General features: G+C 73.9%; 12 protein-coding genes and 1 pseudogene. 9 read left to right on the forward strand and 4 right to left on the reverse strand.

Annotation, left to right across the window (positions count from 1 at the left end; genetic code table 11):
• Positions 1 to 102: 102 nt before the first annotated feature.
• The 8 genes and pseudogenes from B4U46_RS18300 (at position 103) to B4U46_RS18335 (ending at position 9,212) form a co-directional block, all read left to right on the forward strand.
• Positions 103 to 999: a DUF2797 domain-containing protein gene (locus tag B4U46_RS18300; RefSeq protein ID WP_079428794.1), complete on the forward strand. Its 897-nt coding sequence runs from the start codon at positions 103 to 105 to the stop codon at positions 997 to 999.
• Positions 1,000 to 1,150: 151 nt separating this feature from the next.
• Positions 1,151 to 1,489: an antibiotic biosynthesis monooxygenase family protein gene (locus tag B4U46_RS18305; protein WP_079428796.1), complete on the forward strand. Its 339-nt coding sequence runs from the start codon at positions 1,151 to 1,153 to the stop codon at positions 1,487 to 1,489.
• On the forward strand, positions 1,473 to 2,363 hold the full coding sequence (locus B4U46_RS18310; RefSeq protein ID WP_079428798.1) for an amidohydrolase family protein: 891 nt from the start codon (positions 1,473 to 1,475) through the stop codon (positions 2,361 to 2,363). The genes B4U46_RS18305 and B4U46_RS18310 overlap by 17 nt, the downstream gene beginning before the upstream one ends.
• Positions 2,364 to 2,449: 86 nt before the next feature.
• A complete protein-coding gene (locus B4U46_RS18315; protein ID WP_079428800.1) occupies positions 2,450 to 3,217 on the forward strand; it encodes a response regulator transcription factor in 768 nt (255 codons plus the stop codon).
• Positions 3,217 to 4,809, forward strand: a complete 1,593-nt coding sequence (locus tag B4U46_RS18320; RefSeq protein WP_079428802.1) for a sensor histidine kinase — start codon at positions 3,217 to 3,219, stop codon at positions 4,807 to 4,809. Before B4U46_RS18315 ends, B4U46_RS18320 begins: the two co-directional genes overlap by 1 nt.
• A gap of 25 nt (positions 4,810 to 4,834) precedes the next feature.
• On the forward strand, positions 4,835 to 6,109 hold the full coding sequence (locus B4U46_RS18325; protein WP_079428804.1) for a bifunctional glycosyltransferase family 2/GtrA family protein: 1,275 nt from the start codon (positions 4,835 to 4,837) through the stop codon (positions 6,107 to 6,109).
• Positions 6,106 to 8,477 (forward strand): annotated as a pseudogene (locus tag B4U46_RS18330) (ArnT family glycosyltransferase). Before B4U46_RS18325 ends, B4U46_RS18330 begins: the two are co-directional and overlap by 4 nt.
• A 90-nt stretch (positions 8,478 to 8,567) precedes the next feature.
• On the forward strand, positions 8,568 to 9,212 hold the full coding sequence (locus tag B4U46_RS18335) for a TetR/AcrR family transcriptional regulator (protein WP_079428806.1): 645 nt from the start codon (positions 8,568 to 8,570) through the stop codon (positions 9,210 to 9,212).
• A 33-nt stretch (positions 9,213 to 9,245) separates the two neighbouring features.
• Here the strand turns inward: B4U46_RS18335 and B4U46_RS18340 are convergent, their stop codons facing one another.
• Both B4U46_RS18340 and B4U46_RS18345 read right to left on the reverse strand, forming a co-directional pair.
• A complete protein-coding gene (locus B4U46_RS18340) occupies positions 9,246 to 10,892 on the reverse strand; it encodes an MDR family MFS transporter (protein ID WP_079428808.1) in 1,647 nt (548 codons plus the stop codon).
• Positions 10,893 to 10,905: 13 nt separating this feature from the next.
• Positions 10,906 to 11,337 (reverse strand): MarR family winged helix-turn-helix transcriptional regulator, encoded by a 432-nt coding sequence (locus B4U46_RS18345; RefSeq protein WP_079428810.1) that lies wholly within the window; start codon positions 11,335 to 11,337, stop codon positions 10,906 to 10,908.
• A 117-nt stretch (positions 11,338 to 11,454) separates the two neighbouring features.
• Here B4U46_RS18345 and B4U46_RS18350 point away from each other — a divergent pair, with 117 nt between their 5' ends.
• Positions 11,455 to 11,688, forward strand: a complete 234-nt coding sequence (locus B4U46_RS18350; protein ID WP_079428812.1) for a hypothetical protein — start codon at positions 11,455 to 11,457, stop codon at positions 11,686 to 11,688.
• 15 nt (positions 11,689 to 11,703) lie between these two features.
• On the opposite strand, the gene B4U46_RS18355 is transcribed toward B4U46_RS18350, so the two are convergent.
• Both B4U46_RS18355 and B4U46_RS18360 read right to left on the reverse strand, forming a co-directional pair.
• Positions 11,704 to 12,594 carry a hypothetical protein gene (locus B4U46_RS18355; protein ID WP_237292974.1) on the reverse strand — a complete coding sequence of 297 codons (891 nt, stop codon included), beginning with the start codon at positions 12,592 to 12,594 and terminating at the stop codon, positions 11,704 to 11,706.
• Between the two features lie 61 nt (positions 12,595 to 12,655).
• Positions 12,656 to 13,495: an RNA polymerase sigma factor SigF gene (locus B4U46_RS18360; RefSeq protein ID WP_079428814.1), complete on the reverse strand. Its 840-nt coding sequence runs from the start codon at positions 13,493 to 13,495 to the stop codon at positions 12,656 to 12,658.
• Between the last annotated feature and the right edge of the window lie 214 nt (positions 13,496 to 13,709).

The raw sequence follows: 13,709 nt of genomic DNA on the forward strand, positions 1-13,709 counted from the left end.
CGGAGGTCTTCGGCAGCGGGTGACCGGCCGGGTCCCGGCGGGAGTGGGAAGGCGCATGGGGGAGGAAGACCGATCGGACGGCATCGAGCGGCCGCTGCCCCGGTGACCGGCTCCGCCGCGGGGTGGCAGTGCACCGGGATCCGGTGGAGCGGAGGGCGGCCCGCCATCAGGTGGTACGGGCCCGGAGGCGCGGAGCGCGACAGTCCGCTCTCCTACGGGCAGCGGCTGGCCTTCGTCGCCAGGGGCGAGCGGCAGTGCCTGGGCGTGCGGCGGGCCGGGAAGCGGACCCCGTGCCCGGCCGGCCGGAGCGTGCCGGTGCGGGCCGGGAGCGCCCAGTGCCCCGAGTGCGCCCGGCTGGACCGGTCCTTCTCGGTGGCGGCCGACACCAATGCCGCCGATCCGCGCCCCTACCGCGTCTACCTGGCGTGGTTCGGGCCCGGGATGGTCAAGGTGGGCATCACCGCCGAGGAGCGCGGCCCGGTCCGGCTGCTGGAGCAGGGGGCCGTGACCTGGACCTGGCTGGGGCGCGGACCGCTGATGGCGGCACGTCGGACCGAGGAGCTGCTGCGCGCCGCCCTCGGGGTGCCCGACCGGATCTCTTACGCCCGCAAGCGTGCGGTGCGGGCCGGGCTGCCTGCGGAAGCAGAGCGGGCGCGGGAGGTGGCCGAGCTGCATGCCCGGGCGGCGGCGCTGCAGGGGTGGCCCGAGTCGCTGGAGCGGCTGGGGTGCGCGGTCACCGACCATGCCGGGCCGTTCGGGCTGGCCGGGCTGCCGGTTCCGGCGCGGGTGGTCACGGAGCTGGTGCCCGGTGCGGGGGTCGTGGGGCTGCTGGCGGGGGCCGCGGGGCCGGACCTGCACTTCGCGGACGGGCTCGTGGTCGACACCCGGCTGCTGGCGGGCTGGGAGCTGGTCTCGGCCCCCGCGGACGCGGTGACCGGCGTACCGCTGGCGGCCATCGCCCCGCCGGCGGAGGCGGGCGGACAGGACGGCCTCTTCTGAGGGCGGGTGCCGCGGCTCCGTGCCGCCTGGCGGACCGGGGCCCGGGAGGGGTGGCACGGTCCTGGGGAGCAAGGTCAAAACTTGGATCCCTTTGGGCTGCCGGGCCTGATTCTGGTGGACATGCCAAGGGGTTGGCGCGGAGGGTGGGGACATGAGCATCCAGCCCGTTCCGGCGTTCGAACCGCCTTATGTCATGGCCGTATTCAGCAGTGTCCGCACTTCCGACGACAGCGGATATCCGGAGACCCTGGCCCGGATGGCCGAGCTCGTCCGGGACAACCCCGGGTTCCTCGGCTACGAGTCCGCGCGCACGCCCGGAGGCCTCGGCATCACCGTGTCCTACTTCCGCGACCACGAGTCCCTCGCCGCGTGGCGCACGGAGCTGGAGCACCAGGCGGCCATGAAGCAGGGCCGCGGCCACTGGTACGAGAGCTACACCCTGCACGTCGCGACCGTCGAGCGGAGCCACGGCTTTGCCCGCGACGCCTGAGACCGTCCGGGCCTTCCGCGAGCGGCTGGGCCTGCCCGGACTGGTGGACGTGCACACGCACTTCATGCCGGACCGGGTGATGCGCAAGGTGTGGGACTACTTCGACGCCGCCGGGCCGCTGACCGGTGTGGCGTGGCCCATCACCTACCGCCACGAGGAGGAGCAGCGGGTCGGGCTGCTGCGGGAGTTCGGGGTCCGGGCGTTCACCTCGATGCTCTACCCGCACAAGCCCGGGATGGCCGCCTGGCTCAACGCGTGGGCGGAGGACTTCGCCGCCCGCACCCCCGACTGCCTGCACACCGCGACCTTGTTCCCGGAGGAAGGCGTGGCGGCCTACGCGGGGCGGGCGGTGGAGCGGGGGGCCCGGGTGTTCAAGGCCCACCTCCAGGTCGGCGGCTACGACCCGAACGACGCCCTCCTGGAACCGGTGTGGGGGCTGCTGGCCGAAGCGCGCGTCCCGGTCGTCGTCCACTGCGGCTCCGGGCCCGCACCGGGCAAGTACACCGGGCCCGGCCCGGTCGCCCGCCTGCTGGCCCGCCACCCGCGGCTGCCGCTGATCGTCGCGCACATGGGGATGCCCGAGTACACCGACTTCCTCGACCTGGCCGACCGCTACCCCGAGGTGCGGCTCGACACGACCATGGCCTTCACCGACTTCTCCGAGCAGTTCAGCGGCTTCCCGCCCGGGGACCTCGGACGCCTCGCCGACCTCGGGGACCGGATCCTGCTGGGCACCGACTTCCCGAACATCCCCTATCCCTACGAGCACCAGCTGGAGGCCCTGGAGCGGCTCGGGCTCGGGGACGACTGGTTGCGCGCGGTCTGCCACGACAACGCCGCCCGGCTGTTCTCCCTTCCCCCGGCGGGCGACTGAGCCGCCGGGGGCGCCGGGAAGCCTTTCTCAGGAGATTCACAGGTTGGGGCAAGAGCGCTCTCAGAGGCGCGGGCCAGCGTGGGGGCATGACAGCGACGACCACCTCCCATGCGTCCACGTCCACGGCCAACCCGACGGCGCTGACGCGCCCGGACGGCGGCCCCTGCCGGGTCCTCGTCGTCGACGACGAGGCCTCGCTCTCCGAGCTGCTGTCCATGGCCCTGCGCTACGAGGGCTGCGAGGTCCGCAGCGCCGGTGACGGAGCGGGCGCCGTGCGCGCGGCGCGGGAGTTCCGGCCCGACGTGGTGGTCCTCGACGTCATGCTCCCCGACATGGACGGGCTGTCCGTGCTCGGCCTGCTCCGCCGGGAGATCCCGCAGGTCCCGGTGCTGTTCCTGACCGCCAAGGACTCCGTCGAGGACCGCATCGCGGGCCTGACGGCCGGCGGCGACGACTACGTCACCAAGCCGTTCAGCCTGGAGGAGGTCGTGGCCCGGCTGCGCGGCCTGGTCCGCCGCTCCGGCGCGGCGCAGGCCGCCCGCGGCGGCTCGGTCCTCTCGGTCGGCGACCTGAGCCTCGACGAGGACAGCCACGAGGTGGTCCGCGGCGGCCAGGAGGTGCACCTGACCGCCACCGAGTTCGAGCTGCTGCGTTACCTGATGCGCAACCCGCGCCGGGTGCTGAGCAAGGCGCAGATCCTGGACCGGGTGTGGTCCTACGACTTCGGCGGCCAGGCCAACGTGGTGGAGCTCTACATCTCCTACCTGCGGCGCAAGCTGGAGGGCGGCACCGGACTGCCCCCGATGATCCACACCCGGCGCGGCGCCGGCTACCTGATCAAGCCGGCCGAGTAGTGGCCCGCCGCCCTTCCCGGCCGCGGCCCGGGCGGCCCGGGCGGTCCGCAGCGTCCGGACGGCGCGGGCCGCGCCGCCGCCGGCCGTGGTCGCTGCGGACCCGGCTGGTGGTGTCGGCGGTGGCGCTGATCGCCGTGGTGGGCGCGGCCATCGGGACCGTCACCACCCTCGCCATGCGCTCCCGGCTGATGGGAGAGCTGGACAAGCAGCTGACCAACTCCGTGGAGATGGCCGTCCGGGGGCCGGGCGCCGGCAAGGCGGCCCGCGAGGGCAGCCTCGGCTTCGTCTTCGCCCCCGGCTCTCCCATGGGCGCCGCCGGGGTCCGTCTGGACGTGAACCGGAAGGTGATCGGCGGGGCCCGGATCGCTCCTGTGGAGGGCCCGGGACTCGATCACCGGGAGGTCCTGACCCAGGCGCAGACGGAGGTGCTGGAGCAGGTCGCACGGACGGCCGGCCCGGCCGGGTCCGGCAGGGTGGACGTGGACCTGCCGGGGCTCGGCGCCTACCGGGCGATGGCCGCGCCCGACGGAGAGCTGGTCCTGGCCTTCCCCCTCAAGGGCGTGGACTCCACCGTGAACACCCTGATCGCCGTGGAGGTCTGCGTCACCCTGGCCGGCCTGATCGCCGCCTCCCTGGCCGGACAGGCGCTGGTCGCGGTCGCCCTGCGCCCGCTGCGCCGGGTCGCCGCCACCGCCACCCGCGTCTCCGAGCTGCCCCTGCACAGCGGCGAACCGGCCCTGCACGAACGGGTCCCCGAGGCTGAGGCGGATCCCCGTACGGAGGTCGGACAGGTCGGTGCGGCCCTCAACCGGATGCTGGGGCACGTCTCCTCGGCACTGACGGCCCGCCAGCAGAGCGAGACACAGGTCCGTCAGTTCGTGGCCGACGCCTCCCACGAGCTGCGCACCCCCCTCGCCTCCATCCGCGGCTACGCCGAACTGACCCGCAGGGGGCGCGAGGAGCCCGGCCCCGACACCCGCCACGCCCTGGCCCGGATCGAGTCCGAAGCCACCCGGATGACCGGGCTGGTCGAGGACCTGCTGCTGCTGGCCCGGCTGGACGCGGGCCGCCCGCTCTCCCGCGAGGACACCGATCTGGCCCCCCTCGTCGTGGACGCCGTCAGTGACGCCCGGGCCGCCGGCCCCGGCCACCACTGGCGTCTGGCCCTGCCCGACGAACCCGCGCCCGTCCTGGCCGACCCGGCCCGGATCCAGCAGGTCCTGGTGAACCTCCTCGCCAACGCCCGCACCCACACTCCGCCGGGTACCACCGTCACGGCCCGTGTTTCACGTGAAACATCCGCCGTCCGGCTGCGGATCGAGGACGACGGTCCCGGGATCCCCGCCGACCTGATGCCGCACATCTTCGAGCGCTTCGCCCGCGGCGACGCCTCCCGCTCCCGCGCGGCGGGCTCCACCGGCCTGGGCCTGGCCATCGTCCAGGCCGTGGTCACAGCTCACGACGGGCGGGTCGGCGTGGAGAGCGAGCCGGGCCGGACCTGCTTCGAGGTGCTGCTCCCCCTCACCGAGGACCCCCGTCCCATGACACCGGCGGACTCACAGAGGGACCACAGGGTCAGCACACCGAGGTGACAGGGCGCCCGGTGAGGGTCGGAGCATGTCAACCGACACCTCTTCCGACGCCCTCCCGGCCCGGGCGCCCCTGGCGCCCGCGCCCGGCGAGCCCGTACTCGACGTGGTGATCCCGGTCTACAACGAGGAAAAGGACCTCGGCCCCTGCGTGCGAAGGCTGCACGCCCACCTCACCCGGACCTTCCCGTACCCCTTCCGCATCACCATCGCCGACAACGCCAGCACCGACCGCACCCCCGCCTTCGCGGCCGAGCTCGCCGCCGCCGTCCCCAGCGTACGCAGCGTCCGGCTGGAGGAGAAGGGCCGCGGCCGTGCCCTGCGCACCGTGTGGAGCCGCTCGGAGGCGCCCGTCCTCGCGTACATGGACGTGGACCTCTCCACCGATCTGAACGCCCTGCTTCCCCTGGTGGCCCCGCTGATCTCCGGCCATTCCGAGCTGGCCATCGGCACCCGGCTCGCCCGTTCCTCAAGGGTCGTGCGGGGAGCGAAACGGGAGTTCGTCTCCCGCGCCTACAACCTCCTGCTGCGCTCCTCCCTCGCCGCCCGGTTCAGCGACGCCCAGTGCGGCTTCAAGGCCATCCGCCGGGAGGTCGCCGAACGGCTGCTGCCGCTGGTCGTGGACTCCGGCTGGTTCTTCGACACCGAGCTGCTGGTCCTGGCCGAACGGGCTGGGCTGCGCATCCATGAGGTGCCGGTGGACTGGGTGGACGATCCCGACTCCACGGTCCACATCGTCAGGACCGCCACCGAGGACCTGAAGGGCGTCTGGCGCGTGGGCCGGGCGCTGGCCCTCGGGGAGCTCCCCCTGGACCGGCTCGCCCGCCCCTTCGGTGACGACCCGCGCGACCGCACCGCCCTGCCCGGGGTGCCGCGCGCACTGGCCCGCCAACTGCTCGGCTTCTGCGCGGTCGGACTGCTGTCCACCCTCTGCTACCTGGCCCTGTACTCCCTCTTCCGGCTCGCCGCCGGACCCCAGGCCGCCAACGCCGCCGCCCTGCTGGTCTCCGCCGTGGCCAACACCGCCGCCAACCGCCGGCTCACCTTCGGGGTCCGGGGCCGCGACCGCGCGCTGCGCCACCAGGCCCAGGGCCTGGTCGTGTTCGCCATCGGCCTGGCCCTGACCAGCGGCTCCCTGGCCGCCCTCGGCGCGGGCACCGACGATGCCGCCCACGGCACCGAACTGGCCGTGCTGGTCACCGCCAACCTCGCCGCCACCGTGCTGCGCTTCCTGCTCTTCCGCGCCTGGGTCTTCCCCGAGCGCCGCACCACTCCCGTTTCCGTGAAGGACGACCACCGATGACCACGGCCCACCCGCCCTTCGGCGCCCCGTTCCCCGAACGGCCCCCCGCCCCCACCTCCGTCCCAGTCCCCGGCCCCGACCGGGCCGCGGACGCCGCCGCGCGCCGGACCGTCACCGGCCGGCCCCGCTGGGAACGGCCCGCCTACGCCGGGCTGCTGCTGGCCACCGCCGTGCTCCTGCTCTGGAACCTGGGCGCGTCCGGCTACGCCAACTCCTTCTACTCCGCCGCCGTGCAGGCGGGCTCGCAGAGCTGGAAGGCCTTCTTCTTCGGCTCCTCCGACGCCGGGAACTCCATCACCGTCGACAAGCCGCCGGCCGCCCTGTGGCCGATGATGCTGTCCGTCCGGGCGTTCGGGCTCGGCTCCTGGCAGATCCTCGTCCCGCAGGCCCTGATGGGCGTCGCGACCACCGCCGTCCTGTACGCCGCCGTGCGCCGCCAGTTCGGCCCCGCGGCAGCGCTGATCGGCGGCGCCGCGTTCGCGCTCACCCCCGTCGCCGCGCTGATGTTCCGCTTCAACAACCCCGACGCGCTGCTGACGCTGCTGCTGACCGTGACGGTGTGCTGCGTGCTGCGCGCCCTGGACGGGGCGCGGACCGGGTGGCTGGTCGCGGCCGGCGCCGCGATCGGCCTGGGCTTCCTGACCAAGACGCTCCAGGCCTTCGTCATCCTGCCGCCGCTGGTCCTGCTGTACGCCGTCTGCGCGCCGGCCCGGCTGCGCAGGAGGCTCGGGCAGCTGCTGCTCGCCGGGGCCGCGATGGTGGTGACCGGCGGCTGGTGGGTGGCCGTCGTGGAGCTGTGGCCCGCCTCCTCCCGCCCGTACATCGGCGGCTCGCAGCACAACTCCTTCCTGGAACTGACCTTCGGCTACAACGGACTGGGCCGGCTGAACGGCGACGAGACCGGCAGCGTGGGCGGCGGGCGGACCGGCGGGGCCGCCGGCGCGTTCGGGACGTACGGGCTGCCCGAGGGCGGGCCGGGCCTGCGCGGCGGGGGCGGCGGCTGGGGGGAGACCGGTGTGGGCCGGCTGTTCTCCGGCACCGTCGGCGGCCAGATCTCCTGGCTGCTGCCGGCGGCGCTGGTGCTGCTGGTGGCGGGGCTGGTGGTGACCTGGCGGGCCGGCCGGGCCACCGACTGCCTCCAGAGCACGGCCCGCGCGGCCTTCCTGGCCTGGGGCGGCTGCCTGCTGATCACCGCCGTGGTGTTCAGCTGGATGCAGGGCATCTTCCACGAGTACTACACGGTCGCGCTGGCTCCGTTCGTGGCCGCGCTGGTGGGCATGGGCGTGACCGTGCTGTGGGAGGAGCGGGGCGGCAGGGCCGCCGCGCTCACCCTGTCCGGGACCCTCGCCCTGACCGCCGTCTGGTCGTACGTACTGCTCGGCCGCTCCTCCGGCTATCTGCCGTGGCTGCGCTGGACGGTGCTGGTGGCCGGGCTGCTCGCCGCCGCCGCACTGCCGTTCGCCGCCCGGCTGGGCCGCCGGGTACGGCTCGGCGCGGCCGCGCTGGGGCTGGGCGCGGCCCTGGCGGGCCCGTTGGCGTACTGCCTGACCACGATCGGCACCGGTCACACCGGGTCGATCGTGACGGCCGGTCCGGCGGTGGCCGGGGGCGGGGCGGCCCGGGCGGGATGCGCTTCGGGCCGGGCGGGGAGGGGTTCGGGGGCGGTATGCCGGGCCTGCCCGGGGGCGGGCCGGGCGGCGGAGCGCCGCAGGGAGGCTCGCAGGGAGCGCCGCAGCGAGCGCCGCAGGGAGCACCGCAAGGGGGCCAAGGGGGCGGCGGTACCGCCCAGGGCTTCCCGCGGGGCGCCTGGCCGGGCCCCGGTCAGGCGGGCGGCGCGGCGGGCCGGTCCGGGACCGGGTCCGGGGCCGGGTCCGGGCGGGGCATGCGGGGCGGGGCCGGCGGGCTGCTCGACGGGGCCCGGGTCTCCGCCGGGGCCGAGGCCGCGCTGCGCGCCGACGCGAGCCGGTACACCTGGGCGGCGGCCGCCATCGGCTCGCAGAACGCGGCGAGTTACCAGCTGGCCTCCGGCCGCCCCGTGATGCCGCTCGGCGGTTTCAACGGCAGCGACCCTTCGCCGACGCTGGAGCAGTTCAAGGCCTACGTGAAGGCCGGGAAGATCCACTGGTTCATCGCCCAGGCCGGCCTCGAAGGCGGCGCGGAGTCCCGGGCGGCCGGTCGGCCGGGCGGTCAGGGCGGCCCCGGCGGTCAGGGAGCCCCCGGCAGTCAGGGAGCCCCCGGCGGTCAGGGCGGCCCGGGCGGGTCGGCCAGTACGGCCGTCGAGAGCTGGGTGAAGGCCACGTTCAAGGCCGTCACCATCGACGGAGCCACCTTCTACGACCTGACGGCCCCTTCGACCGGCACGTCCTGAACCGGCCCCGATCCACGCGGCACCCCCTAGCATCAAGAGGGCGGACCGGGCATTCCGGGCTGATCCCCTTGTGATGAGGAGGGCACCTCGATGGTGACCGAGGCTGATCCGGGCGAGGCCAGGACCAGTGTGTGGCTGGCCGTGCGGCCCGCCGCCCCCGTCAGACGCCGTACCGACGCCCCCTCGGGGCTGGACCGGGACCGGATCACCGCCGCCACCGTGCGGCTGCTGGACGCACAAGGGCTCGGCCGCTTCTCCATGCGGAGGCTGGCGGCCGAGCTGGGCGTCACCGCGATGTCCCTGTACTGGTACGTGGACACCAAGCACGATCTGCTCGAACTGGCCCTGGACCGGGCCCTGGGCCAGCAGCGCCTCCCGGCCGGCCCGTCCCGGGAGGAGCCCTGGGCGAGCCGGCTGAGGGAACTGGCCTGCGGCTACCGCAGGCTGCTGGCGGAGCACCCGTGGGTGGCTCCGCTCAGCGCGGTCTATCCCAACATCGGCCCGCACGCGCGGGCCTTCGACGCCGCCCTGCACCGGCTGCTGGAGGCCGCCGGCCTGGCGGACGCCTGCCGGACCGGTGCCCACCTCGCCGTGTCGCAGTTCCTGAACGGCTGCGCCCTGCACGGCTGCGGGGGCACGGTCCGGCGGGCGCCCGAGGCGGACTTCGCCCTGGCCCTCGACGTCCTCATCGCGGGCATCGAGGCCAAGGCGGCCGTCCGCGGGGCCCGGGCCTGACCGACCGGAGGACCCGGATCCGGCTGGCCGGCCTCAGGCCTGGGACGGGGCCTTGCCGGAGGCCTGGGCCGGGACGCCGGGGGTGTCTTCGGTGCCCGGGGCGTGGGCGGCCGGCTTCGACTTCAGCGCGACCTCCTTGATGAAGACCACCAGCACCAGCCCGAGCAGCGCGCTCGGTGCGGCGTAGAGGAAGACGTCGCCGACGCCGTGCCCGTACGCGGACTCCATGACCTGCCGCAGCGGCGCGGGCAGCTTGTCGAGGTCGGGGATCCCGCCCCCGCCGGCGCCGCCGTGTGCCAGGGCCGCCGCCTTCGGGCCGAGTGCGGCCAGCCCGTCCTTGACGTAGTGGGTGACCCGGTTGGCCATGACCGCGCCCAGGGCCGAGACGCCCATGGCGCCGCCGAGGGAGCGGAAGAAGGTGACGACGGAGCTGGCCGCGCCGAGGTCCTGGGGGGCGACCTGGTTCTGGGTGGCGAGGACCAGGTTCTGCATCATCATGCCGAGGCCGAGGCCGGTCAGCGCCATGAACAGGGCGATGCGCCAGTACGGGGTGTCGTAGCGCAGGGTGCCCAGCAGTCCGAGTCCGGCGGTCAGCAGCACACCGCCGGAGACCAGGAAGGCCTTCCACTTGCCGGTCTTGGTGATGATCTGGCCGGAGACCGTGGAGGAGACGAAGAGGCCGCCGATCATCGGGATGGTCAGGATGCCCGACATGGTGGGGGACTCGCCGCGGGCCAGCTGGAAGTACTGGCTGAAGAAGACCGTGCCGGAGAACATCGCGATGCCGACGAAGAGCGAGGCGGCGGAGGCCAGGCTGATGGTCTTGTTGCGGAAGAGGCGCAGCGGGATGATCGGGTCGCTCGCGCGGGACTCCACGAGGAGGAACAGCAGGCCGAGCACGAGGGCTCCGCCGGTCATCGCCAGGGTGGTCCAGGAGATCCAGTCGTACGAGTCGCCGGCCTGGGTGACCCAGATGAGCAGCAGCGAGACGGCGCCGCTGATCAGGAAGGCGCCCAGCCAGTCGACCTTCACGTCCCGGCGGACGACCGGGAGGTGCAGGGTGCGCTGGAGCACGATCAGGGCGATCACCGCGAAGGGCACGCCGACGTAGAAGCACCAGCGCCAGCCGAGCCACGAGGTGTCGGTGATGACGCCGCCGAGCAGCGGGCCGCCGACGGTGGCGACGGCGAAGACCGCGCCGAGGTAGCCGCTGTAGCGCCCGCGCTCGCGCGGGGAGATCATCGCGGCCATCACGATCTGGGCGAGGGCGGAGAGGCCGCCGACGCCGATGCCCTGGACGACGCGGCAGGCGATGAGCATGCCGGTGTTCTGGGACAGGCCCGCGACCACGGAGCCGAGGACGTAGACCACCAGGGATATCTGGACGAGCAGCTTCTTGCTGAAGAGGTCGGACAGCTTGCCCCACAGCGGGGTGGCGGCCGTCATCGACAGCAGGGCGGCGGTGACGACCCAGGTGTAGGAGGACTGGGTGCCGCCGAGGTCGCTGATGATCTGGGGCAGGGCGTTGGAGACGATCGTGGAGGACAGGATCGCCACGAACATGCCGAGCATGAGCCCGGACAGCGCCTTCATGATCTGGGAGTGGGTCATGGGCGCGCCGTCGGACGTGGTCTCCGACTGGCCGCCTCCCCGCACACCGGAGGGTGTGGTCGTAGCCATGTGTTTCCTTTGCCTAGAAGCTCGATCGGAGTCGGGCCAGCAGGGTGTTGAGTGCGTCGATGTCCTCGGCCGACCAGTCGGCCAGGGCCTTCTCCAGCGCGTCCGTGTAGCGGGCGCCGAGCTCGGTGAGTACGGCACGCCCCTCGTCGGTCAGGCGCAGGATCCGGCAGCGGCCGTCGCCGGGGTCGGTCTCCCGGTCGATCCAGCCGCGCTGTGCCACGTGGGCGACGTGCCGGCTGCTGACGGAGATGTCGACGGCCATGTATTCGGTGAGCCGGCTGAGCCGCATCTCGCCGTGCCGGTCGAGCACGGTGAGGACGGCGGCGGCGCCGGGCGGGCAGTGCGGGGGCAGGATCCGGGCCAGGTCGCGTTTGACCGCCCCGATGCCGGTGAGCTGGCGGGCCAGCTCCTCGTACCGGGTGTTCTGTGCCGTGTGCGTGGCCACCGGACCCGCCCCCCATCTCGTTGCTTAGGGCAACGATAGAAGAGCATGGTTGCTACAGGCAAATGAATTCGGGGTCGCGGGCGGTAAAGGAATCGGAAAACCCGCTAGGGTCCAGCCATGTCCGCACAGCACAACTCACCTGAAGCCGAGGGCTCCTACGACCCCGCCGGCAGCACTCAGATGTTCCGCGCGTTCGTGGCGGAGGGCGAGGAACAGGCGGCCCGCACCCCGGCCGTGCCGGGCTCGCGCCGCCGGCCCAAGGAGCCGGGCGCCCTGTCCGGGGGCCGGATCGCCCTGGTCCTCGCGCTGGTCCTCGCGCTGGGGGCGGCGCTGTGGGTGGTGCTCCACTGAGGCGCCGCGGCCGGGTCAGCTCCAGGTCGCGGTGACCGTGCGGGTCTCCACGTGCATGCCGAGGGGCACCCGCCAGGCGTCCAGGCACACCGTGTAGGTCTGCGTCCTGGAGGTCCGGCCCGCGATGGGGGCGGGCAGGGGCTGGGTCGTGGTGACCGTGGCCCAGTCGATGCCGAGGGCGCCGATGACGTGCGTCGCGAAGGTGACCGTGCCGGAACGGGCCGCGGTGGTACCGGTGTTGGTGAAGGTCACCGTGACGCGCTCGCACCAGCGGTCGGAAGCCGCCGCGCGGGCCGGGGTGCTCAGGGTGAGGGACGCGGGGGTGGCGGGCGGGGGTGCGGTGCCGCCGCCCGGGCCTCCTGAGGTCCCGGAGCCCCCTGAGGTCCCGGAGCCTCCTGTGCCGCCGGATCCGCCCGAGCCTCCTGTGCCGCCCGAGCCTCCAGTGTCGCCCGAGCCGCCTGTGCCGCCCTGCCCCGGTGTCGGGGTGCCGGAGCCGCCCGTGCCGCCCGGGGTGCCGTTGCCGGTGCCCGCGCCCCCGGCGCCGGGGGCGGTCTCTGGGGTGCCCGGGGCCGGCGGGGTGCCGGGGGCGGGGTCGGAGCCGCCCTGGGCGGTGGCCGTCGTTCCGGCTCCGGCGGAGCTCCCGCCGGGCCGGGACCCCGGCGCGCCGGGCGCCGTAGTGGCGTAAGCGCCCGCGGAAGGGGCCGGGCCGGCCGGCCCGGCCGGCTGGTACTCCACCTGCCCCCGCGGCGGTACGTTCTGCCCCGCGCCCCGCTCGGGCCCGGGGGCCGCGGCGCCCACGGCGGCGTAGCCGTCGCGGACCGGGCCGCCGCATCCGGCGAGGGCGGCGGCGGCCGTGCAGCACAGGGCCAGGGCGAGGGTGCGCGCCGCGCGGGATCCCGTTGGCATCGCGCCAGTGTTCCTGACGTGATGTCAAATGTGAACCCCGCGTCGGCGGACGATCGGGGCGCTACTCGCCGATCAGGCCCGTGCGCAGCTGCGCCAGCGTCCGCGTCAGCAGCCGGGAGACGTGCATCTGGGAGATGCCGACCTCCTCGCCGATCTGCGACTGGGTCATGTTCGCGAAGAACCGCAGCATGATGATCTGCCGCTCCCTGGGCGGGAGTTTGGCCAGCAGCGGCTTGAGCGATTCGCGGTACTCGACGCCCTCCAGCGCGCTGTCCTCGTACCCGAGCCGGTCGGCGAGGGAGCCCTCGCCGCCCTCGTCCTCCGGGGAGGGGGAGTCGAGCGAGGAGGCGGTGTAGGCGTTGCCGACGGCGAGCCCGTCGACGACCTCCTCCTCGGTGACGCCGAGGACGGCCGCCAGCTCCGGCACGGTCGGGGACCGGTCGAGGCGCTGGGCGAGTTCGTCGCTGGCCTTGGTCAGCGCGAGGCGCAGTTCCTGGAGCCGGCGCGGGACGCGGACGGACCAGGAAGTGTCCCTAAAGAATCGTTTGATCTCGCCCACGACGGTCGGCATCGCGAACGTCGGGAACTCCACTCCGCGTTCGCAGTCGAACCGGTCGATCGCCTTGATCAGGCCGATGGTGCCGACCTGGACGATGTCTTCCATCGGCTCGTTGCGGCTGCGGAACCGGGCTGCCGCGTAGCGCACCAGCGGCAGGTTCAGCTCGATCAGGGTGTCGCGTACGTACGCCCGTTCGGGGCTGTCCGGGTCCAGGGTGGCGAGTCGCTGGAAGAGGGAGCGGGAGAGGGTGCGGGTGTCGATGGCTTCCGAGCGGTCGGCCACTGCCGGCAGCTCACGCTCGACGAGCGTGAGTACCTTGGAGCTGCCCTGGTCTACGGACATGCCACCCCCTTGAGGTCGCGGACGGTCGCGTATCGGCGCGTCCGTCGGAGGAACGCAGCCTCCACCTGAATACCGGAGGCGGGGCTGCGGCAAACGCGGTTCCAGCAGAATGTCACATGTCGGCAACACGCTGTAGCGCCATGTCGACAAGTATCTCCAGCGACAGACGACCGACCGAGCGGAATGAGCCGGTTCTGTAGGGAATCGCGGGCCG

This window comes from Streptomyces katrae (assembly GCF_002028425.1).
GTDB classification, from domain to species: Bacteria; Actinomycetota; Actinomycetes; order Streptomycetales; family Streptomycetaceae; genus Streptomyces; species Streptomyces katrae_A.